This is a genomic window from Kytococcus sedentarius, assembly GCF_041937525.1.
Taxonomy (GTDB): Bacteria; Actinomycetota; Actinomycetes; order Actinomycetales; family Dermatophilaceae; genus Kytococcus; species Kytococcus sedentarius_A.
In genome coordinates this window covers 1,268,586-1,289,391 of record NZ_CP169391.1, presented here as the reverse complement: position 1 = coordinate 1,289,391, position 20,806 = coordinate 1,268,586, and the positions used below count along the sequence as shown (strand labels likewise).

Genomic DNA, 20,806 nt, shown 5'->3' with positions numbered 1-20,806 from the left:
CGTTCGTGCCCTTCCGCACGATCACCTGGGCCACCGCGCTTCCCGGCCAGCAGCCGTTGGGTTGGACCTGGACCTACAACCTGATCCCCGAGGGTCCGAACACCAGGGTGAGGCTCACCTACGACTGGGCCGAGGCTCCGCCCGAGAACGTCGAGCGATTCGGCGCGCCGCTCACCGACGAAGACGGGCTAGCGGCCTCGCTCAATCTGCTGGCACGTGCTTGCGAGAGCCGCTGACCCGCCGCCTGTCCTCAAGCTTCGTGGCCAGAACGTCCTCGTTCGCATGGTTGTCGGCCCGACGACAAGATGCTCCGTGCGGTCGTGCTGCCAGTTCATCTCCTAACTGTTGCCACGCAACTCGGTATGGAGGAGACAGTCGACCACACGGAAGTCGCCCGCCTCGTGACCTGATGCCGTAAACCGGCTCTTCCTATCTGAGGTGGGGGTGGGATAGTCCGCCGCCGATGAGCAGCATGCGTAGCCGGTAGTGGTCTCGGTCGCGGAAGCCGCGGGCGATGCGGCGGTGGAGCTCGATGAGCCCGTTGATGGCCTCGGTGCCGCCGTTGCTGGCGCGACCGGTGTCGAAGTAGGCCAGGAACGCCTCGCGCCACTGCCTGAGCGTCTTGCCGAGTCGCTTGATCTCGGGGATCGGACACGTCGGCAGGCTGGCGATGATCTTCTCCGCGATCCGCCGTCCCTCGACCGGGCTCGACGCCTTGTAGGCGGCGCGGAGTTCCTGGGCGCACAGCCACGCCACGAGCACTTCGTCGTGGCGCTCGTCTGCCGCGATCGCCTTGTCCAGTCGTGCTCGTTGCCGGTCGGTGAGCTTCTCCTGCCCGCAGCGCAGGATCATCCTGATCCCGTAGAGCGGGTCGTTCTTGCGGCCACGATGGCCGTGGATCTCCTGCTGCACCCGACGCCTGACCTCGTCGACGGCCTGGGTGCCGAGCTTGACGACGTGGAATGCGTCCAGCACCGCGACCGCATCCTCGAGCTGGTCGTCGATCGCGTTCTTGTAGCCGTGGAACGGGTCCAGGGTCGCGACCTCGACCCCGTCTTTGAAGTCCTCGCCACGTTCCTCGAGCCAGTCGCTGTAGGCCTTCCCGGACCGGCCGGGCACCAGGTCGAGCAGCCGCGCCTTCGGCTCCCGTCATCGTCGGGGGTGAGGTCGACCATCCCGGTCAGCTGCTTCGGGCCACGACCGCCGTCCTCGATCGGGAACTCGCTGACGTGGTGCCACACGTGCTCGTCCACCCCGAGCCGCGTCACGCCGGCGAACCTGGCTTCGTCATCGGCCATCGCCTGCAGCAGCGGCTCGATCGAGGTCCACACCGTGTTCCACGTCGTCTCGAGCTGCCGCGCCAGACCACTGACAGAGGCGTGCTCACGGCGGAGTTGGTTGATCGCCCACCAGCACGCCCTCGTCGTGAGCAGCGCCCGCGGCCGGGCAATCTGCTCGTCCTCCTCAGTGACGACCTTCGTCGCACAGGCCGGCTCTTCGCACTTCCAGGTCCGCTTGCGCCACACCAACTTCACCGGCCGGTCGAAGCACGGCGCGTCAACCAGGGTGACATCGCGGCGGCCGTGGCTGTGCGCGACCACGCCACAGGCCGGGCAACCCATCGGTCTCTGGGGCGACTCGACGCGAACGATGAGGAGACCGACGTCGTGGTCGACCTCGACCGCGGTCACGTGGAAGCCATCGAGGCCGACCAGGAGATCGCAACGGGAGCAGTAGCCGGTCAGGGAATGGCAGCGCACAGCAGTACGCGCCGTAGGCTCGGACAACGTCGAGGTCCTTCGGAACGGGTTGCTTGGTCGCTCCTGATCCTGAGGGCCTCGACTCCCCTCACCCCGCAGCCACGCTCACACCGGCGCGCCGCTCACCCCCACCGGAACTCGGAAGAGCCCTCAGTCCTAGGATAGACATATCGGTCATTGCCTATCTATGATGGGAGTATGACCAGGCCCCCCGCAGTTCTCGATGTGTTCAGTGCGATCGGACATCCTCGACGTCGAGCGATCATGAACGCACTCGCCGGAGAGGGCAGGGTGGTGTCCGAACTGGTCGATGCGGTCGGGGTCTCGCAGCCCACAGTCTCCCAACACCTGGCGCAGTTGCGCTCGGTGGGGTTGGTCACCTGCACCAAACGCGGGAAAGAGCGCCTGTATCGCCTCGACACCGCCCCCTTGCAGGACATCACGGAGTGGATCGCCGCTCTCGAGGTGTTCTGGGACGGGCGGTTCGAGCGACTCGGCCGAACACTTGAGGCGATGGACAAGGAGAAAGAGGCTCATCACAAACGAGGGTGTAGTTGGGGTCTGAAGCCGCCTGCCTCGAGTAGGCAGCGGGCGATGTAGTTGGTGAGGTTGCGGAACCCGAGGGCGGAGCCGCGGAGGTGTTCGAGGCGTCCGTTGATGGCCTCTGTGGGTCCATTCGAGGAGCCGGGACGGTCGAAGTAGGCCAGCACGTCCTCGGCTCTCTTCTTCAGGGTCCGGCCGAGGGTGATCAGCTCGGTCAACGCGGCGGGGACACCGGAACTGACCGACTCGATGACGGCCTGCATCAGCTCGCGGCCCTTGCTCCGGTCGGGTTGTCGGTAGGCGGTGATCATCCGCTGGTAGATGCCCCAGGTGGCTTCGACCTCGACGTGCTCCTCGACCTTGAACAGAGCCGCCAGCCGGTCGGTCTGTTTGTCGGTGAGTAGCTCGGACCCGGTGTGCAGGGTGCGCCGGGCGGCGTAGAGCGGGTCGCCGGTGCGACCGCGGTGCCCGTGGAGGTCTTGCTGGACCCGGCGCCGGCAGGAGTCCAGGGCGTCGCCGGCCAAGCGCACCACGTGGAAGGGATCCATCACGGCGACGGCGTCAGGCAGCTCCTCGGCGGTGGCGGTCTTGAACCCGGTGAACCCGTCCATTGCGACGATCTCCACCGTTGCGCGCCACGAGGGATCCCGCTGCGCGAGCCAGGTCTTGAACGCCTGCTTGGAGCGGCCCTCGACCATGTCCAGCAGCCGGGCCGGGCCGGTCCCGTCACGGATGCCGGTCAGGTCGATGATCACGGTGACGTACTTGTCCCCGCGCCGGGTGTGCCGCCAGACGTGCTCATCGACGCCCACCGCGGTGACGCCATCGAACCGGGCCAAGTCGTCGATCAGGACGCGCTTGCCCTCGGCCAGGACCGCGTCGTTGGCAGTGTTCCAGGCAACACCGAGCCCGTCGGCGACCCGCGCAACCGTCAGGTGCTGGCACACGATGGCCTCCAGCGCCCACCGCAGCCCTCGTCGCGAGAGCTTCGCCCGCGGCTGGGCCGCCAGACTGGTGTCCTGGCGCCACACGTGCCCGCACCCGGTGCACCGGTAGCGCCGGACCGTCACCTCCAACGTGGTCGGGCGCCAACCGAGCGGCTCGTGGGCCAACTCGCGCGTGACGGCGTCGCGCGGACTGCCTTCGCAGCCGCACCGGCGACACCACCGGTCGGGCTCGAGTACCCGACACGCCAGGATCGCACGGTCGGGCGCGAGTCGTTGGCCGGTGACCTCCAGACCGAGCTCATCGAGGCCGCAGAACGTGGTCAAGTCCGGGCGGGCGAAGGTAGCGTCAGGCACGTCGAGGTCTTCCAGATGGGCAGTGTGAGAACTTCCATCTTCGGGAGACCTCGACGCCTACCCAGCGACCGACGCGCCGCCGGCCCCTACACCCTCATCTGTGATGAGCCGAGAAAGACCTGTGAGCAGCATCTACCGAACCGCCGACTTCGACGTTCCCGCGACCACGCTGTGGCGCGCGCTCACCGAGAGGGAACTGCTATCCACCTGGTTGATGCCGAACGACTTCCGAGCTGAAGTCGGGCATCGATTCACAATGACGACCGATCCGGCACCGATGTTCGACGGCACAGTACATCTAGAAGTACTGGCAATCGACCCACCACACAGGATGGTCTGGTCGTGGCGGGGCGGCCCCATCGACACGACCGTGACCTTCACGGTCACCGAGCTTGGCCCGAACTCGTGTCGCTTCGAGTTCCTCCAGGACGGGTTCCAGGGCCCGCGTGCAGAGTTCGCGCGATTCTTCCTGCGGGGAGGCTGGCGCAAACTTGCGCCGCTCCTTGGCGCTGTCGTGAGAACACTCGAACACGTAGGGAGAGAACAGTGAACGACCTGTCACCGCTAGCTCGGAAATTGCAGCTCAAAACCAGTAGTCATCTCTGGGTTTGGCCGGATGATGCAGCCGCAGCAGAGATGCTTCACGGTGAGGCCGGTGTCGAGCGTTCGGGTATCGATGATGCTGACGTCGCGGTGATCTTCGCAGCCGATAGGCAGGAAGTCGATACCGTGCTGGCAGAGCACGTAAGTGCCCTCGCTACGACTCGCGCCGTGTGGATCGTCTACGCGAAAGGCAACCAGACCGATATGAACCGCGACACACTGTGGATACAACTCGCAGAATACGGGTGGAAAGCGGTCTCCCAGGTTGCCTACAGTGAAACCCTGTCAGCACTTCGTGTCCGGCCCTTAAAGGACGGAGAAGCTGCCCCCATCTGAATTTGCACAGGCGACATGCAGCTGATAATGCTCCGTTCGGAAGCAGCAGCCGCGGATACCGGGGTGCCCGAGCGTCAGCAAGTCGTATCTTTGGCGCGTTAGGCTCAGAACCGCTGAAAACCGGCTCTTCCTATCTGAGGTGGGGGTGGGATAGTCCGCCGCCGATGAGCAGCATGCGTAGCCGGTAGTGGTCTCGGTCGCGGAAGCCGCGGGCGATGCGGCGGTGGAGCTCGATGAGCCCGTTGATGGCCTCGGTGCCGCCGTTGCTGGCGCGACCGGTGTCGAAGTAGGCCAGGAACGCCTCGCGCCACTGCCTGAGCGTCTTGCCGAGTCGCTTGATCTCGGGGATCGGACACGTCGGCAGGCTGGCGATGATCTTCTCCGCGATCCGCCGTCCCTCGACCGGGCTCGACGCCTTGTAGGCGGCGCGGAGTTCCTGGGCGCACAGCCACGCCACGAGCACTTCGTCGTGGCGCTCGTCTGCCGCGATCGCCTTGTCCAGTCGTGCTCGTTGCCGGTCGGTGAGCTTCTCCTGCCCGCAGCGCAGGATCATCCTGATCCCGTAGAGCGGGTCGTTCTTGCGGCCACGATGGCCGTGGATCTCCTGCTGCACCCGACGCCTGACCTCGTCGACGGCCTGGGTGCCGAGCTTGACGACGTGGAATGCGTCCAGCACCGCGACCGCATCCTCGAGCTGGTCGTCGATCGCGTTCTTGTAGCCGTGGAACGGGTCCAGGGTCGCGACCTCGACCCCGTCTTTGAAGTCCTCGCCACGTTCCTCGAGCCAGTCGCTGTAGGCCTTCCCGGACCGGCCGGGCACCAGGTCGAGCAGCCGCGCCTTCGGCTCCCGTCATCGTCGGGGGTGAGGTCGACCATCCCGGTCAGCTGCTTCGGGCCACGACCGCCGTCCTCGATCGGGAACTCGCTGACGTGGTGCCACACGTGCTCGTCCACCCCGAGCCGCGTCACGCCGGCGAACCTGGCTTCGTCATCGGCCATCGCCTGCAGCAGCGGCTCGATCGAGGTCCACACCGTGTTCCAGGTCGTCCCCAGCTGCCGGGCGATCCCGGAGATGCTCGCGTGTTCGCGACGGATCTGGTTGACCGCCCACCAACACGCCCGCGTGGTCAACAACGCCCGCGGCGCCGCGACCTCGGGGTCCTGCTCGGTGAACACCTTGGTCGGGCATGACGGCTCCTCGCAACGCCAGGTCCGCTTGCGCCACACCAACTTCACGGGCCGGTCGAAGCACGGCGCGTCCACCAGCGTGACGTCACGACGGCCGTGACTGCCCACCACGACACCGCAGGTCAAGCAGCCCATCGGCTCCCGAGGCGACTCCACGCGGACCGTGAGCAGACCGACATCGCCGTCGTACTCGTCCGCGATCACATGGAGTCCGGCGAGACCGACGAGCAGATCGCAACGCCCGCAGTAGACAGAGTCGTCAGGGCAGCACGCAGCAGCGGCCGTAGGCTCGGTCACGTCGAGGCCTTCCGGATGGGTGAGCTTGGTCGCCACCGATCTTGAAGGCCTCGACCCCTCTCACCCCGCGATCACGCCACCGGCGCGCCGCTCACCCCCACCCCAAGTAGGAAGAGCCCGTAAACACTGCCTGCGGTCAGTGACACGTGTTACCGGGTCCGCGGGGCAGCCCGAACCAGGGCACATTTGGGGGCTCTTCACAGTTGAGGGTGTAGTTGGGGTCTGAAGCCGCCTGCTTCGAGGAGGCTGCGGGCGATGTAGTGGGTGAGGTTGCGGAACCCGAGGGCGGAGCCTCGTAGGTGTTCCAGGCGCCCGTTCACGGCCTCGGTAGGTCCGTTGCTGGTGCGGGGCCGGTCGAAGTAGGCCAAGACGTCCTCTGCCCGCTTGGTCAGAGTGCGGCCGAGCTTGCGCAGCTCGAGCAGCGGGTCGGGCACGCTGTCGGTGAGGGCGTCGATGACCGATCTGGCTTCGGCGCGGCCAGCGGCCCGGTCGGGGTGGCGGTAGGCGTGGATCATGCGCTGGTAGATCCCCCAGGTCGCCTCAACCTCGACGTGCTTCTCGTCTGCGAACAGCTCGGTGAGTCGGTCGGTCTGCTTGTCGGTGAGTAGATCGGCGCCGGTGTGCAAGGTCCGGCGCGCGGAGTAGAGCGGGTCGCTCTTGCGGCCGCGGTGCCCATGGAGTTCCTGCTGGACCCGGCGCCGGCAGGAGTCCAGTGCGTCGCCGGTGAGGCGGACGACGTGGAACGGGTCCATCACGGTCACCGCGTCTGGGAGCTCTTCGGTGGTGGCGGTCTTGAACCCGGCGAAGCCGTCCATCGCGACGACCTCGATGCCATCCCGCCAGGCTTGGTCACGGTCTGCCAGCCAGGTCTTGAACGCCTTCTTGGAACGTCCCTCAACCATGTCCAGCAGGCGGGAAGGGCCGGTGCCGTCCCGTACCGGGGTGAGGTCGATGATCACCGTCACGTACTTGTCGCCGCGCCGGGTGTGGCGCCATACGTGCTCGTCGACCCCGACCACGCGGACGCCGTCCAGGCGGGTCGGGTCGTCGATCAGCAGGCGCCTACCTTCGGCCAGGACCGCGTCGTTCGCGGTGTTCCACGCCACGCCCAGACCCTCAGCGACACGGGACATCGACAAGTGGCCGACCACGATCCCGACCAGGCCCCACCGGAGCCCGGCGCGGGAGACCCTCGCCCGCGGCTGCGCTGCTGCGCTGGTGTCTTGACGCCAGACGTGCCCGCAGTCGGCGCACCGGTACCGGCGGATGGTGACCAGCAACGTGGTGGGGCGCCACCCGAAGGGTTCGTGTGCAAGCTCCCGGGTCACGGTGTCCCGCGGGATGCCCTTGCAGCCACACCGCCTGCACCAGTCATCCGGCTCGGCCACCCGGCAGGCAAGCACCGCCCGATCGGGCAGCAGCCGCTGCCCCGTAGCGACAAGGCCCAGAGCGTCCAGGCGGGTGAAGGTCGTCAGGTCAGGGGCAGTGAAGGTAGCGTCAGGCACGTCGAGGTCTTCCGGATGGTGAGCGTCAGAACTTCCATCCTCAGGGAGACCTCGACACCTACCCCCGCACCGACGCGCCCACGACTCCTACACCCTCATCTGTGAAGAGCCCATTTGGGTCGCGCCGGCGGATAAGGCGCGGGTTTGCTACATCGCCGTGCGATAGCGTCACCGGCATGGCTACATGGTTCGCCTATGAGTACTGCACCGACATCACCGCCACCCGCAAATTTTACGGAGAGCTGGTGGGGTTGCCTCTAATCTGGGATGAACCGGACGACATCGCTTTTCGGCACGGTTGCGTGCAGCTGTCGTTCCACCGTGTCGACACCCTTGGCCGGCCCCAAGGTTGGGCCTTTCAACCCGGTTGGAGCCACGGTCAACTGCCCGAGGCGCCCACGACCGAACAGGTCAGATCCATCTCCATCGCCCTCCCACCCGCCGCGTTCCAGTCCGCTGCAGCAAAGCTCAAGACCGCCGGCGTGCAGGCACTCAGAGCCGAACCTTTCTGGGTCGGCTACTGGTCATTCGTCGTCTTGGACCCCGACGGGCAGACGGTGGAGCTGACCGACCCAGAGTCTCCCGCGACTGACCACCGCGCCGCGACAACGTAACGCCGAACGCACCGTCATGCCGCGAAGCGCGCGTCGTGAGCGAGACGTCGCATGGAATTGGGAGACACGCCCTAGTGTTCTCGCGTGACCGCCGCCTCGCGGGTTGAGCCCGCTGCACGCCCTTGGCCTGCCCTGTGGGCACTGTGCCTGGGATTCTTCATGGTGCTGGTGGACTCCACCATCGTCTCCATCGCCACCCCAGCCCTGATGCGGGCGTTCGATGCCAGCGTCAGTCACGTGGTGTGGGTGACCAGCGCCTACCTCCCCGCCTACGCGGTGCCGCTGCTGGTGACCGGGCGGCTGGGGGACCGGTTCGGCCCCAAGCGGCTGTACCTGGCGGGGCTGGCCGTGTTCACGGTGGCCTCGGCGTGGTGCGGGTTCGCCGGCACCCTCGAGGCCCTCGTGGCCGCGCGGGTGCTGCAGGGGCTGGGGGCCGCGATGCTCAGCCCGCAGACGATGGCGGTGATCACCCGGCTCTTCCCGGGCAACCGGCGCGGCACGGCGCTGGCGGCCTGGGGTGCGACGGCGGGCGTGGCAACCCTGGTGGGGCCGCTGTTGGGTGGGGTGCTGCTGGACTCTGCAGGGTGGGAGTGGATCTTCTTCGTGAACGTGCCGGTGGGGATCCTGGCGATGGTGCTCGCCGTGCGACTCGTGCCGGACCTGGAGACGCGGGCGCACACCCTGGGACTGCTGAGGGTTTGGTTGACACCTGATCTGTGGGGACGTGGGTCCCTGCTGGAAGGATGTCGCCATGCCTGCACCTCACCCCAAGGAGTTCCGTGACGACGTGGTCGGTGTCGCCCGTCGTGGCGAGGCGTCGATCGCGCAGACGGCGAAAGACTTCGGGATCTCGGAATCAACCCTGCGCAACTGGCTCCGCCAGGCCGACATCGAGGACGGCGCCCGTCCGGGCGTGACGGTGGCCGAGTCCGAGGAGGTGCGTGCCCTGAAGCGTCGCAACCGCCTGTTGGAGCAGGAGAACGAGGTCCTACGCCGAGCAGCGGCGTACCTGTCTCAGGCGAACCTGAAGCTGGGCCAGTCCCCAAAATGACCTTCCCGCTGGTCCGTGACCTTGCCGATGACGGAATCCCCGTCACGGTGGCCTGCCGGGTGTTGAAGTTCTCCCCCCAGGCGTTCTACGCCTGGTGTGCCCACCCGGTCAGCGACCGGGATCTGGTGGATGCCTACGCGATGAACGCCGCCTATGAGATCCACGCCGATGACCCCGGTCTGGGGTATCGGTTCATCGCTGACGAACTCGCCGCGGCCGGCCATGCCCTGTCTGAGCGACGCGTGTGGAAGATCTGCCACCAGGGGCAGATCGCCTCAGCGCACTCGGTCACCCGGGGCCGGTGGAAGAAGCCCGGCCCGCCGGTCCACGACGACCTGGTCCGGCGTGAGTTCACCGCTCAGGGTCCGAACCGGTTGTGGCTGACCGACATTACCGAGCATCCCACCAGTGAGGGCACGTTGTACCTGTGCGCTGTCAAGGACGTCTGGTCCAGGCGGATCGTGGGGTACTCCATCAATGACCGGATGACCTCCCAGCTGGCCGTCGACGCCCTGGAGATGGCCATCGCCCGCCGGGGCCGCGACACCACCGCCGGGTGCGTGGTCCACGCCGACAGGGGCAGCCAGTTCCGCTCCCGCCGCTTCGTCGCGGCACTGCACCGGCACGGCCTGATCGGGTCCATGGGGCGTGTGGCCTCCTCGGCGGACAACGCTGCGATGGAATCCTTCTTCGCGCTGTTGCAGAAGAACGTCTTGAACAGCCGTCGCTGGGACACCCGGGAGCAACTGCGGCTAGCCATCTTCACGTGGATCGAGCGGGCCTACCACCGCCGGCGGCGCCAGCGAGCCCTGGGCAAGACCACCCCGACCGAGTTTGAGACCATCTACTGGCCCGCACAAGCGGCCTGAAACACCAAACCTGAAGTGTCAACCAAACCTGCAGCAGTCCCCCCTGGACTGGTGGGGTGTGCTGCTCAGCGCCGTGGGCATGTTCCTGCTGGTGTTCGGCATCCAGGAGGGCCAGACCTACCGGTGGGGGACGATCACCGGCTGGGTGTCCGTGCCGCTGCTCATCGCGTGCGGGCTCGCCGTCCTGGCGGCGTTCGTGGTGTGGCAGGCCCGGAACTCCCGCGAGCCGCTGGTGCCGCTGGAGCTCTTTGCGCACCGCAACTTCAGCCTGGCGAACGTCGCGATCACCACGGTGGGCTTCGCCACCATCGCGACAGCCTTCCCGTTCATCCTGTACCTGCAGTCGGTGCGGGGCATGACCCCCACCGAGGCCGCGCTGGTCATGGCGCCCTCATCGGTCATGACCCTGCTGCTGGCGCGCTGGGCCGGGCGGCTGGTGGACCGGGTGCACCCGCGGACGCTCGCCTCGATCGGGATGGTGGGGCTGGCCCTGACCTACCTGCTCGTGGCGCTGACGGTGCGGCCCGGGACGCCGCTGCTGGTGCTGCTCCTGCCGTGGTTCATGCTGGGCGCCGCCAGCTCGTTCGTGTGGTCGCCCTTGTCGGTGTCGGCGACGCGCACCCTGCCGCCCCACGCCATCGGGTCCGGGTCCGGGGTCTACAACACGACGCGACAGGTGGGCTCGGTGCTGGGGGCTGCGGCGATCGCGGCCGTCATGGAGGGGCGGATGGCGGCGCGCCTCGGGGGGATGACCGGGGACGCCGGGGGAGCACCGGCGGGCGAGGCGATGGTGCACACCGCCGGGCAGGTGCCGCCTGCGGTGGCCGAGCAGATGAGCGTTGCGCTGCGCGAGGCGCTGTTCGTTCCGGCTGGGGTGCTCGTGGTGGGTGCGGTGGCTGCGCTGCTGCTGGTGGGGCACTCCGACCGCAACTGAGGGACCACGCCCGGCCCAGGCGGTCGGTGGTGGGTCAGAATTGCAGCGTGCACCCGTTCACCGAGGTCGACGTCTTCTGCACCGGTCCGTTCACCGGCAACGGACTGGCGGTGGTGCACGGTGCTGACGACCTGGACGATGCGCAGCTGTCCGCCATCGCGCGGTGGACGCAGTTCTCCGAGACGGCCTTCCTGCTGCAGCCGACCGCCCCCGGGGCCGACTACCGGGTGCGGATCCTGACGCCGGTGACGGAGTACCCCTTCGCCGGGCACCCGACGCTGGGTGCTGCACACGCGTGGCTGGCCGCAGGGGGAGTGCCGCAGTGCGAGGGCGTGGTGGTGCAGGAGTGCGGCGCGGGGCTGGTGCCGGTGCGGGTGGCCGGTGGTGACCTGGCCTTTGCGGCGCCGCCGCGGACCCGGACCGGGCCGTTGGACGAGGCCGAGCTGGGTGCCGTGCTGGAGGCGCTGGGGCTGGGGGCCCAGGACGTGGTGGCGCACGCCTGGGGGAGCAACGGGCCGCAGTGGCGGCTGCTGGAGCTGCGGGACGCGGACGCGGTGCGCTCGGTGGGCGCGTCCCTGGTGGGGACCGGGCTGCGGGTGGGGCTGGTGGGGCTCGAGCGTCCGGTGGGTGGTTCCGTCGCGGTTCCCGCCTACGAGGTGCGTGCGTTGACCAGTCAGCACGAGGACCCGGTCACCGGCTCCCTGCACGCCTCGATGGCGCAGTGGATGCGGGAGCGCGGCCGGGTGCCGGACCGCTACACGGCGGTGCAGGGTTCACAGGTGGGGCGCGCGGGTCGGGTCACGGTGCACGACGACGGCGACCAGGTGTGGGTCGGCGGCCGCTGCGTCACCCGGGTGAGTGGCCGCATCGAGGCGGGGTGAGCCACCCGGGGCGCCCTCAGCGTGGGGTGACCTCGACGTGGAGGGTGACCTCGTCGCCCAGCTCCACGCCCTCGGGCCGGCGCAGGGCCACCTTGAGCGGCACCAGGTAGCCGCCGTTGCGCGGCATCAGGGAGGTGCTCACGCTGGTGGTGCCGAGGGTGACGCGGGCGGGGATGCAGCCCCAGCCGTAGCTGAGCTGGGCCACGTCGGCGGTGAGCTCCTCGGCCACGTCGGCCGACACGGCCACGAAGTGGTGGGGCGCCGGTCCGCGCCACTCGATGACCTCGCCGGTCACCTCGAACTCCACGTCAGCCCCGCCGGTACTCGACGATGTCGTAGCCCTCACCGGGGGTGCGCGAGAACTCCACCCAGCCCGGCCCGCGGTCGGGGAAGAAGGTGTCGGCGTCCTGCGGCGCCTGGTCCACCTCGGTGAGCACCAGCCGCTGCGCCACGGGCAGCGCCTCGGCGAACACGCCCGCGCCGCCCACCACGAAGACCTCGCCGTCGCCGGCCATGAGCAGGGCCTCGGCCCACGAGTGGGCCACCAGCACCTCATCGAAACGGGGGCCCGATGCCGGGTCGCCCGCGACGGCGGGGCCGCCGGGAAGCCAGCCGCGGTCGCTGGTCATCACCACGTGGCGGCGGCCGGGGAGGGGTCCGGGGAAGGACTCGAACGTGCGGCGGCCCATCACCATCGTGCCGCCCATGGTGGTGGCCTTGAAGTGCGCCAGGTCGCCCGGGAGGTGCCAGGGCAGGTCGCCGTCGCGGCCGATGGCGCCGTTGCGGCCGACCGCGACCACGAGGGTCAGGGTCTGGTCGAAGCCGCGGGTCATCACGGCGGGGACGGGGCTGGGCGCGGCGGCCGGTGAGGCCGCAGCGGGGGCGGGGCTCACCGCATCGGACAGGGCCTGCAGCACCTGCGCCTCGTGGGGGACGGTGCGTGCGGGGAGGTCGGCGAGCGGCCACCAGCGGAGGTCCTCGGCCTTGTCGGCCTCCTGCAGGGAGGGCTCGCCGGTCCAGGTGCGGGCCGTCACGAAGGTGTCGTAGCGCTCCTCGAGGGGGGAGGTGAGTGCGATGTGGCGGTGCAGCGTGGTGAGCGGCTGCAGGTCCTCGGCGGCGATGGTGATGTCGAGCTCCTCGGTGGCCTCGCGCTGCGCGGCGGCCAGCACGGACTCGCCGGGCTCCACGTGGCCGGCGGCGCCGCAGGCCCACCAGCCGTCCATGTAACCGGTGCCGCGGCGCAGCTGCAGGAGCACCTCGGTCGTGGCCGGGTCCCCGGGGGCCTCGCGCAGGAGGATCACGTAGGCGGACGGCACGACCTGGAAGCGCGGGGTGGGCATGGCGGGAGTCTGGCACGCGGGCGCTGGTGGGCGGGGGCCTGTGGGGCCGGGGGTGCGGTCGGGCGAGTGGGCCGGCCGGCCGAAACCCGCACCGGTGCGGTTCTGGTTCTGCCGGGTGGGTGCCCCTGCCGCGCTCAGACCGAGATGGGCGCGCTGATCGCGGGGTGCGGGTCGTACCCGTGGAAGGTCACGTCATCGAGGTCGAACGCGTCCAGCTCACGCACGGCTGGGTTGAGCTCCAGCTGGGGCAGCGGCCGCGGCTCGCGGGTGAGCTGCTCGCGGGCCTGCTCGAGGTGGTTGGAGTACAGGTGCAGGTCACCCACGGTGTGCACGAAGTCGCCCACCTCCAGGTCGGTCACGTGCGCCACCATGTGCGTCAGCAGCGCGTAGCTGGCGATGTTGAACGGCACGCCGAGGAACAGGTCCGCGCTGCGCTGGTACAGCTGGCAGCTCAGGCGCCCACCACTGACGTGGAACTGGAACAGGCTGTGGCACGGCGGCAGGGCCATGTCGTCCACCTCGGCCGGGTTCCACGCCGAGACGATGTGGCGGCGCGATGCGGGGTTGGTGCGGATCGACTCCACCACCCGGGCGACCTGGTCGATGGTGCCGCCGCCCGGCGCAGGCCAGGAACGCCACTGCGCGCCGTAGACCGGGCCCAGCTCACCGTCCTCATCGGCCCACTCGTCCCAGATGTGGATGCCGCGCTCCTGCAACCAGCGGACGTTCGTGTCACCGCGGAGGAACCAGAGCAGCTCACCCACCAGGCCCTTGCGGAAGACCTTCTTGGTGGTCACCAGCGGGAAGCCCTCCTGCAGGTCGTAGCGGGTCTGCCGCCCGAACACCGACAGCGTCCCCGTGCCGGTCCGGTCGTCCGTGGGGGCGCCGTTCTCGAGCACGTCGGTGAGCCATTCCAGGTACTGCCGCATGGGCTCAAAACTACCGATGCTGCCACGTCCGGGGAACAGTGGGGTGGGGCGCCGTGGCCGATCCGGCATGCCTGCTCCCGGCGGCCACCGTGCGTCGCAGGGGCCGTGGCGAGTACCGTGGGGGGTGACGGCTCCCCGCATCGGGGTTGCCTCCCACAGATTTCCACGCCCGCGTCCACGGCATCGATGACCGTCGGCGGGCACTGATCACCGGCACGGAGCCGGACAATCGAACGAAGGACACACGTGACCCCACGCACCACCCTGCCCGAGCCCCCGAAGCTGCCCAAGAACGGCGTCCGCGTCGTCGCCCTGGGTGGCCTCGGCGAGGTCGGCCGCAACATGACCGTCATCGAGTACGGCGGCAAGCTGCTGATCGTCGACTGCGGCGTGCTCTTCCCCGACGACACCCAGCCGGGCGTCGACCTGATCCTGCCGGACTTCGAGTACCTCGACGGCCGCTGGGACGACATCGTGGCCGTCGTGCTGACGCACGGCCACGAGGACCACATCGGTGCCGTGCCGTACCTCCTGCGCAACCGCCAGGACATCCCCATCGTCGGGTCCAAGCTGACCCTCGCGCTGGTGGAGGCCAAGCTCAAGGAGCACAAGATCACGCCCCGCACCCTGACGGTGCGCGAGGACGACATCGAGAACTTCGGCAAGTTCGAGTGCGAGTTCGTGGCGGTGAACCACTCCATCCCGGATGCGCTGGCCGTGTTCATCCACACCCCCGGCGGCACGCTGCTGGTGACCGGTGACTTCAAGATGGACCAGCTGCCGCTGGACGGCCGCATCACCGACCTGCGCGCCTTCGCCCGCCTCGGCGAGGAGGGCGTGGACCTGTTCCTCACCGACTCCACGAACGCCGACGTGCCCGGCTTCACCACCCCGGAGCGCAACATCGCCCCGGCCATCGAGCGTGTCTTCGCCACCAGCGAGAAGCGCATCATCGCGGCCTGCTTCAGCTCGCACATCCACCGCGTGCAGCAGATCCTCGATGCGGCAGCCTCCACCGGGCGCAAGGTCGCCTTCGTGGGCCGCTCGATGATCCGCAACATGGGCATCGCCTCGGACATGGGCTACCTGCACGTGCCGGACAACGTGCTGGTGGACGTGCGCAAGCTGGCCAAGCTGCTCCCGCACCAGGTGGTGCTGATCTGCACCGGGTCGCAGGGTGAGCCGATGGCCGCGCTGAGCCGCATGGCCAACCAGGACCACCAGATCGAGGTGGGCGAGGGCGACACCGTCCTGCTGGCCAGCTCGTTGATCCCCGGCAACGAGAAGTCCGTCTACAAGGTGATGAACGGGCTGATGAAGTTGGGCGCCAACGTGGTGCACAAGGGCAACGCGATGGTGCACGTCTCCGGCCACGCCAGCGCCGGTGAGCTGCTGTACGCCTACAACATCGTGAAGCCCAAGAACGTGATGCCGGTGCACGGCGAGTGGCGCCACATGCTGGCCAACGCCGACCTGGCAAAGCAGACCGGTGTGCCCGAGGAGAACGTCGTCGTGGCCGAGGACGGCGTGGTGGTGGACCTCGTGGACGGCAAGGCCCGCATCGTGGGTCAGGTGCCGGCGGCGCACGTGTACGTGGACGGCGGCAACGTGGGCACCTCCGACGAGGACCTGCTGAAGGACCGCCGCATCCTGCGCGATGAGGGCTTCGTCTCCATCGTGGTGGTGCGCGACCCCGACACCGGCAAGATCATCTCCGGCCCGGACATCCACGCCCGCGGTGTGTCCGAGGGGGAGAAGATCCTGCAGCGCGCCGTGCCCAAGGTGGAGCAGGCGCTGGAGGAGGCCCGTCTCAAGGGCACCACCGACATCCACCAGCTGCAGCAGGTCGTGCGCCGGTCCATGGGCGGGTACATCGGCGGCAAGCTGAAGCGTCGGCCGATGATCATCCCGGTGGTCATCAACGCCTGAGGCCTCGCGACGTACTCAACCGGCGCGCTCACCCCATCGTGGGTGGGCGCGCCGTCTCGCGTCTGGGGCGCCCGCCGTCCCAGGTGCACTTCCGCGCGGGGACTACTTGACCGTGTTGTGGCGCGGTGGAGTGAGTCCCGCGCGGAGAAGGCGGAGGGGTGAGCGGCGGCGCGGGGAAGGCGGGCGCGGGGAAGGCGGGCGCGGGGAAGGCGGGCGCGGGGAGCGCAGGGCGCCGGCTCAGCGGCGGGCCTGGCGGGGAACCAGGACCTCTTCGTAGATGAGCAACAGCCCCGCGGCGGTGGGGATGGCCAGCAGCGCGCCGAGGATGCCCGCGAGCGTCCCCCCGATGAGGGCGGCCACCACGGTCACGGCGCCGGGCACCGAGACGGTGCGCTTCATGATCCGCGGGACGATCACGTAGTTCTCGACCTGCTGGTAGATGAGGTAGTACGCACCCACGATCAGGGCCACCTGCACCGACTGGCTGAGAGCGATGAGGCCCACCACCACCGCGCCGATGGTGGCACCCACCAGGGGGATGAGCCCCAGGAAACCCACCAGGACGGCCAGCACGGCGGCATACGGGATGCCCAGGATGGTCATCATCACCCAGCTGCACAGGCCGTTGATGGTGGCCACCAGGAACTGGCCGGCGGCGTACCCACCCACGCGGCGCATGATCTTCTCGGAGAGCTCCTCCACCCGCTCCCGCCGCGAGGCCGGCACCAGGGCGTACCCGGCCCGCTTGGTCTGCGGCAGCGTGGCCAGCAGGTACAGCGTGAGCACCAGGACGGTGAAGGCACCGAAGGCGCCGGTGGCCAGCACCCGACCCGCGCCCAGCACGCCACCGGTCACCTGGCCGGCGAGCTCTCCGGAGTTCACACGCTTCTGCAGCTCGTTCTGGAAGCGGTCGGTGAGCTGGAAGTCGCGGTCGGCCTGTTGGATCCAGTCCTGTTCCAGGAAGGCCTGGGTGTAGGTGGGGGCGTCGTAGAGCAGCGCGGTGGACTCGTCCACGATGGGGGGCAGCACCAGTGCTCCGATGCCGGTGAACGCCACCAGGAGCCACAGGAAGATCACGGTGACCGCGCCGGCGCGCCGCAGCCCACGCAGCATCAGCTGCTCCACCAGGGGGTTGAGGGTGAGCGCCAGGAAGATCGACACCACCAGGAGGGTGATGACGTAGTCCAGCCGCATCGCCGCCATCGCCACACCGACCGCGGCCAGCACACCCAGCGTGGCGACGAAGCCCAGCACGAACGGGCCGTGCTGCAGCAGACGGTTCACCGGGGCGTCGGGGCGGTGTGCGGGCATGCGGTCAGGGGGCGGTCGCGCCGGGCGGTGTCAGTGCCCGGCGGCGGGCTCGACGAGCTCCACGAGCACTCCGCCCGCGTCCTTGGGGTGGATGAAATTCACCCGGCTGTTGCTGGTGCCCCGCTTGGGCTCGTCGTACAGCAGGCGCAGGCCGCGCTCGCGGAGGGTGGCGCTCACCGCATCGATGTCGGCCACGCGGTAGGCGAGCTGCTGCATGCCCGGGCCCTTGGAGTCCAGGAACTTCGCGATGGTGGACTCGGGGGTGAGGGGGGCGAGGAGCTGGATGTGGGAGTCGCCGATGCGCATCATCGCCTCGCGGACGCCCTGCTCGGGGTTCTCCTCGGTGTGGGCCAGCTCCATGCCCAGGACGTCGCGGTGGAAGGCGATGGCGGCGTCGAGGTCGGAGACTGCCAGGCCGACGTGGTCGATGGCGGTGAACAGGGCGTCAGGGGAGTCCGCGGCGTGCATGGGGGACACCCTAGTCCGCGGGGGTGACAGCGGGCTCGTGTGCGTCCCGGGCACAGACGATGCGGGGAGGACCGCGCCGGGGCGCGACCCTCCCCGCCGGGAGGTGGTGCGGCTCAGGCCGCGCCGGAGGTGGCCCGGGCGCCCGTGAAGTCCGCGTCCTCGTCGGTCAGTTGCCGGCCGCGGGTCTCCGGCAGGGTCAGGACCGCCACCAGGCTCACGGCCAGGGCCGCGACGACGTACCAGGCGAAGGCCGTCGGGCCCCAGGTGGAGCTCATCCACACCTGCAGGTAGTAGCTCGTGCCCCCGAAGACGGCCACGGCCACCGACAGCGGGACGGCCACCCCCAGAGTGCGGATGCGGGTGGGGAACAGCTCGGTCATGACCGCAGGGCTCACCGAGCAGATGCCGGCGATGAACACACCCGAGACGAGCATGGCCGTCGCCAGGCCCCGTACCGAACCGTCGATCATCTGTGACAGCGGGACGGTCACGACCATCAGGGCGGCGATGCAGGCGAGCATCACGGGCTTGCGGCCGAGGCGGTCGGAGGCGATGCCCCACAGCGGGAGCCAGACCAGGAACACCACGTTGCACCACATGGCCGTGGTGGTGGCCAGGCGCGAGTCCATGCCCAGGACGGCGATCGAGTAGCCCGAGGCCGCCACGACGAACAGGTAGTACACGATCGTCACACCGACGGTCATGCCGATGACCTGCGCGGCACTGCGACGGTGCGTCACCATGGCGGTCCACAGGCCGGCGAACGGCGACCGGCGGGCGCCGGCGCCCTCGGTGGGGGCCACGTAGGCGAAGTGGTCGGTCTCGTGCAGGCGCTGCCGCATCACGAGGGCGAACAGGCCACCCACGGCGCCCAGCGCGAAGGGGATGCGCCAGCCCCAGTCACCCAGCTGCTCCGGCGTCAGCACCGTGGTGAGCAGGACGGCGAGTGCCACACCCAGGTTGGCGCCGATGGTGCCGGAGAAGTAGATGAGGGAGCTCCACAGACCGCGCCGCTCAGCAGGAGCGCTCTCGGCCAGGTAGGACTGGGCTGCCGGCTGCTCGCCACCGTGGGCGAGCCCCTGGGCGATGCGGGCGATCACCAGCAGCAGCGCGGCACCCCATCCGATCTGCTCGATGCCGGGGGAGACGGCGATGACCAGCGAGCCCAGCGCGGCGAGTCCCACGGTCGCCGAGAGGGAGCTGCGGCGGCCGTGGCGGTCGGCGATCCACCCGAAGAGGAAGCCACCTGCCGGCCGGGCGACGAAGCCGACGGCGAAGACCGCCAGGGTCTGCAGGAAGGCCACCACCGGGTCCTCACCGGCAGCGAAGAAGTGGGCGGCGAAGAAGGGGGCGAAGGTGGAGTAGACGGACCAGTCGAACCACTCCAGGGCGTTGCCCACGCCGGTGCCGACGAGGCGGCCCCGCGGGGAGTCCTTGGCGAGCGCCGGCTGCGGTGCGGTCTGCACCTCGGTGGCCTGTCGGGTGAGGGCCTGGGTTGTCATGTCTGCTCCTCGGGGGAGGGATGGGGGTGTGGGGGACGATGCGGGGTGGGCTGCGGTGGGCGAGCTCACGAGGACTCCTCGGTGCCCTGGGCGAGTGCAAGGAGCCGGTCGGTCGCGAGTGCGGTGAGCAGGCGCAGGGAGTGCTCCAGCGCGCCGTCGTCGAACACCGCCGCCGAGCTGTGGTTGGAGGGTGCGTCAGTGGGGTCCACACCCTCGGGGACGGCGCCCACGACGAGGAAGGCGCCGGGGACCTCGGCCAGCACGCGGCTGAAGTCCTCGGAGCCGCTGAGGGGGCGTTCGAGCTCCCACCAGGCGTCCTCGCCGAGGGTCCGCTGCACCACGGCCCGCGCGGCGTCCACGCAGGCGGGGTCGTTGGTGGTCACCGGGTAGCCGTCGATGAGCTCCGTGCGGGCGGTGATGCCGTAGGCCGCGGCGATGCCGTCCACCAGCTGCGTGGCGCGCTCGCGGAAGCGGGTGCGGGCCTGCGGGGACCAGGAGCGGACCGAGGCGAAGAAGGACGCGGTCTCCGGCACGGCGTTCGGGGCGCCGTCGGACCCGGAGTGCAGGGAGCCGACGTTCACCACCACCGGGTCGAAGGCGTCCATGTGCCGGGTCACCAGGGTCTGCAGGGCAAGCACCATCTCGCAGGCCACCGTGAGGGGGTCACGCGCGGTGTGGGGCATGGACCCGTGCCCGCCGCGGCCCCGCAGGGTGACGCGCAGTCCGTCCGCAGCCGCCATCATCGGTCCGGGGCGGGAGGCCACCTGGCCGAGGGGGAACTGGTTGGACATCACGTGCAGGGCGTACGCCTCGTCCACGGTGCGCCCTGCGGCCCGCAGGACTCCCTCCTGCACCATGTGGGCCGCGCCGTCCTGCATCTCCTCCCCGGGCTGGAACATGAAGACCACGTCGCCTGCCAGCTGGTCACGGTGCTGGGCGAGCACCCGGGCGGCTCCCACCAGTGCTGCCGTGTGCTGGTCGTGTCCGCAGGCGTGCATGGTGCCCTCGACGGTGGAGGCCTGCGGCAGGCCGGTCTCCTCGGCCACGGGCAGGGCGTCCATGTCACCGCGCAGCAGCACCACGGGGGCGTCGGCGGCCGGGCGGTCGGGGTGTGTGCCGCGCAGCACCGCCACTACGGAGCTGACCTCGTTGCCGGTCGTCAGCTCCAGGTCCAGGTCGCGCAGGTGGTCCAGCACGCGGGCCTGGGTGTGTGGCAGGTGGAGCCCGACCTCGGGGTGTGCGTGGATCTCGTGGCACAGGGCCCTCACGAGTGGGAGCTCCGCGGCGCAGGCGGCAACCAGGTCGGTCGACCCGGCGCCCGTGCGGGGGCGGGTGTCCGTTGCGGTGTGGTTCATGCGGTGTCTCCTCCTGGGACGTCGTCGTCTCAGGGTGACGCGCACCACGGCCCGTCGTTCCGTGATGACCGAATCGTGCAACGATGCCGG

17 protein-coding genes and 4 pseudogenes are annotated in these 20,806 nt (G+C 69.4%); 10 read left to right on the top strand and 11 right to left on the bottom strand.

What is annotated here, in order from left to right; genetic code table 11:
* Nucleotides 1-5: 5 nt before the first annotated feature.
* On the top strand, nucleotides 6-236 hold the full coding sequence (locus ACEY2A_RS06015) for a hypothetical protein (RefSeq protein ID WP_374929945.1): 231 nt from the start codon (nucleotides 6-8) through the stop codon (nucleotides 234-236).
* Between the two features lie 193 nt (nucleotides 237-429).
* Here the strand turns inward: ACEY2A_RS06015 and ACEY2A_RS06010 are convergent.
* Nucleotides 430-1,691, bottom strand: a pseudogene (locus ACEY2A_RS06010) (ISL3 family transposase).
* 267 nt (nucleotides 1,692-1,958) lie between these two features.
* On the opposite strand from ACEY2A_RS06010, the gene ACEY2A_RS06005 reads away from it, so the two are divergent.
* A complete protein-coding gene (locus ACEY2A_RS06005; protein WP_374929944.1) occupies nucleotides 1,959-2,360 on the top strand; it encodes an ArsR/SmtB family transcription factor in 402 nt (133 codons plus the stop codon).
* On the opposite strand, the gene ACEY2A_RS06000 is transcribed toward ACEY2A_RS06005, so the two are convergent.
* A complete protein-coding gene (locus ACEY2A_RS06000) occupies nucleotides 2,297-3,604 on the bottom strand; it encodes an ISL3 family transposase (RefSeq protein WP_374929349.1) in 1,308 nt (435 codons plus the stop codon). The genes ACEY2A_RS06005 and ACEY2A_RS06000 overlap by 64 nt on opposite strands.
* A gap of 121 nt (nucleotides 3,605-3,725) precedes the next feature.
* Between ACEY2A_RS06000 and ACEY2A_RS05995 the strand changes: the two genes are divergently transcribed.
* Together ACEY2A_RS05995 and ACEY2A_RS05990 are read left to right on the top strand one after the other, a co-directional pair.
* Nucleotides 3,726-4,154 carry an SRPBCC domain-containing protein gene (locus ACEY2A_RS05995; RefSeq protein ID WP_374929943.1) on the top strand — a complete coding sequence of 143 codons (429 nt, stop codon included), beginning with the start codon at nucleotides 3,726-3,728 and terminating at the stop codon, nucleotides 4,152-4,154.
* The gene (locus tag ACEY2A_RS05990; RefSeq protein ID WP_374929942.1) at nucleotides 4,151-4,543 is read left to right on the top strand and encodes a hypothetical protein; all 393 of its coding nucleotides are present in this window, start codon (nucleotides 4,151-4,153) and stop codon (nucleotides 4,541-4,543) included. Before ACEY2A_RS05995 ends, ACEY2A_RS05990 begins: the two co-directional genes overlap by 4 nt.
* 130 nt (nucleotides 4,544-4,673) lie before the next feature.
* Here ACEY2A_RS05990 and ACEY2A_RS05985 read toward each other — a convergent pair.
* A pseudogene (locus ACEY2A_RS05985) lies at nucleotides 4,674-5,935 on the bottom strand (ISL3 family transposase).
* 290 nt (nucleotides 5,936-6,225) lie between these two features.
* Nucleotides 6,226-7,533: an ISL3 family transposase gene (locus tag ACEY2A_RS05980; protein WP_374927953.1), complete on the bottom strand. Its 1,308-nt coding sequence runs from the start codon at nucleotides 7,531-7,533 to the stop codon at nucleotides 6,226-6,228.
* A 176-nt stretch (nucleotides 7,534-7,709) separates the two neighbouring features.
* Between ACEY2A_RS05980 and ACEY2A_RS05975 the strand changes: the two genes are divergently transcribed.
* The 5 genes and pseudogenes from ACEY2A_RS05975 to ACEY2A_RS05955 all read left to right on the top strand — a co-directional run bounded on the left by ACEY2A_RS05975 (nucleotide 7,710) and on the right by ACEY2A_RS05955 (nucleotide 11,882).
* On the top strand, nucleotides 7,710-8,147 hold the full coding sequence (locus ACEY2A_RS05975; protein ID WP_374929941.1) for a VOC family protein: 438 nt from the start codon (nucleotides 7,710-7,712) through the stop codon (nucleotides 8,145-8,147).
* Between the two features lie 84 nt (nucleotides 8,148-8,231).
* Nucleotides 8,232-8,855, top strand: a pseudogene (locus tag ACEY2A_RS05970) (MFS transporter); the annotation flags it as partial.
* Nucleotides 8,856-8,898: 43 nt separating this feature from the next.
* Nucleotides 8,899-10,067, top strand: a pseudogene (locus ACEY2A_RS05965) (IS3 family transposase).
* A 58-nt stretch (nucleotides 10,068-10,125) separates the two neighbouring features.
* Nucleotides 10,126-11,001 carry an MFS transporter gene (locus ACEY2A_RS05960; protein ID WP_374929940.1) on the top strand — a complete coding sequence of 292 codons (876 nt, stop codon included), beginning with the start codon at nucleotides 10,126-10,128 and terminating at the stop codon, nucleotides 10,999-11,001.
* Between the two features lie 47 nt (nucleotides 11,002-11,048).
* Entirely contained in the window at nucleotides 11,049-11,882 is an 834-nt protein-coding gene (locus ACEY2A_RS05955) for a PhzF family phenazine biosynthesis protein (RefSeq protein ID WP_374929939.1), read from the top strand.
* 16 nt (nucleotides 11,883-11,898) lie between these two features.
* Here ACEY2A_RS05955 and ACEY2A_RS05950 read toward each other — a convergent pair whose 3' ends face one another.
* The 3 genes from ACEY2A_RS05950 to ACEY2A_RS05940 form a co-directional block, all read right to left on the bottom strand.
* On the bottom strand, nucleotides 11,899-12,189 hold the full coding sequence (locus ACEY2A_RS05950) for a DUF1905 domain-containing protein (RefSeq protein WP_374929938.1): 291 nt from the start codon (nucleotides 12,187-12,189) through the stop codon (nucleotides 11,899-11,901).
* A gap of 1 nt (nucleotide 12,190) precedes the next feature.
* Entirely contained in the window at nucleotides 12,191-13,222 is a 1,032-nt protein-coding gene (locus ACEY2A_RS05945; RefSeq protein ID WP_374929937.1) for a dihydrofolate reductase, read from the bottom strand.
* 134 nt (nucleotides 13,223-13,356) lie between these two features.
* Complete coding sequence (locus ACEY2A_RS05940; protein ID WP_374929936.1) at nucleotides 13,357-14,151, bottom strand: thymidylate synthase; 795 nt, start codon at nucleotides 14,149-14,151, stop codon at nucleotides 13,357-13,359.
* Nucleotides 14,152-14,397: 246 nt separating this feature from the next.
* On the opposite strand from ACEY2A_RS05940, the gene ACEY2A_RS05935 reads away from it, so the two are divergent.
* Entirely contained in the window at nucleotides 14,398-16,080 is a 1,683-nt protein-coding gene (locus ACEY2A_RS05935) for a ribonuclease J (RefSeq protein WP_374929935.1), read from the top strand.
* 237 nt (nucleotides 16,081-16,317) lie between these two features.
* Here ACEY2A_RS05935 and ACEY2A_RS05930 read toward each other — a convergent pair whose 3' ends face one another.
* The 4 genes from ACEY2A_RS05930 to ACEY2A_RS05915 all read right to left on the bottom strand — a co-directional run bounded on the left by ACEY2A_RS05930 (nucleotide 16,318) and on the right by ACEY2A_RS05915 (nucleotide 20,716).
* Nucleotides 16,318-17,391 carry an AI-2E family transporter gene (locus tag ACEY2A_RS05930; RefSeq protein ID WP_374929934.1) on the bottom strand — a complete coding sequence of 358 codons (1,074 nt, stop codon included), beginning with the start codon at nucleotides 17,389-17,391 and terminating at the stop codon, nucleotides 16,318-16,320.
* 30 nt (nucleotides 17,392-17,421) lie between these two features.
* Nucleotides 17,422-17,859 (bottom strand): methylmalonyl-CoA epimerase, encoded by a 438-nt coding sequence (gene mce / locus ACEY2A_RS05925; RefSeq protein WP_374929933.1) that lies wholly within the window; start codon nucleotides 17,857-17,859, stop codon nucleotides 17,422-17,424.
* A 113-nt stretch (nucleotides 17,860-17,972) separates the two neighbouring features.
* The gene (locus tag ACEY2A_RS05920; protein WP_374929932.1) at nucleotides 17,973-19,361 is read right to left on the bottom strand and encodes an MFS transporter; all 1,389 of its coding nucleotides are present in this window, start codon (nucleotides 19,359-19,361) and stop codon (nucleotides 17,973-17,975) included.
* Between the two features lie 65 nt (nucleotides 19,362-19,426).
* On the bottom strand, nucleotides 19,427-20,716 hold the full coding sequence (locus ACEY2A_RS05915) for a M20 family metallopeptidase (RefSeq protein ID WP_374929931.1): 1,290 nt from the start codon (nucleotides 20,714-20,716) through the stop codon (nucleotides 19,427-19,429).
* Between the last annotated feature and the right edge of the window lie 90 nt (nucleotides 20,717-20,806).

Excerpts from the sequence above, each read along its gene's own strand:
- ACEY2A_RS05945 (WP_374929937.1), bottom strand. The coding sequence starts at position 13,222 with ATGCCCACCCCGCGCTTCCAGGTCGTGCCGTCCGCCTACGTGATCCTC.
- ACEY2A_RS05930 (WP_374929934.1), bottom strand. The coding sequence starts at position 17,391 with ATGCCCGCACACCGCCCCGACGCCCCGGTGAACCGTCTGCTGCAGCAC.
- ACEY2A_RS06005 (WP_374929944.1), top strand. The coding sequence starts at position 1,959 with ATGACCAGGCCCCCCGCAGTTCTCGATGTGTTCAGTGCGATCGGACAT.
- ACEY2A_RS05940 (WP_374929936.1), bottom strand. The coding sequence starts at position 14,151 with ATGCGGCAGTACCTGGAATGGCTCACCGACGTGCTCGAGAACGGCGCC.
- ACEY2A_RS05920 (WP_374929932.1), bottom strand. The coding sequence starts at position 19,361 with ATGACAACCCAGGCCCTCACCCGACAGGCCACCGAGGTGCAGACCGCA.
- mce (WP_374929933.1), bottom strand. The coding sequence starts at position 17,859 with ATGCACGCCGCGGACTCCCCTGACGCCCTGTTCACCGCCATCGACCAC.
- ACEY2A_RS05975 (WP_374929941.1), top strand. The coding sequence starts at position 7,710 with ATGGCTACATGGTTCGCCTATGAGTACTGCACCGACATCACCGCCACC.
- ACEY2A_RS05915 (WP_374929931.1), bottom strand. The coding sequence starts at position 20,716 with ATGAACCACACCGCAACGGACACCCGCCCCCGCACGGGCGCCGGGTCG.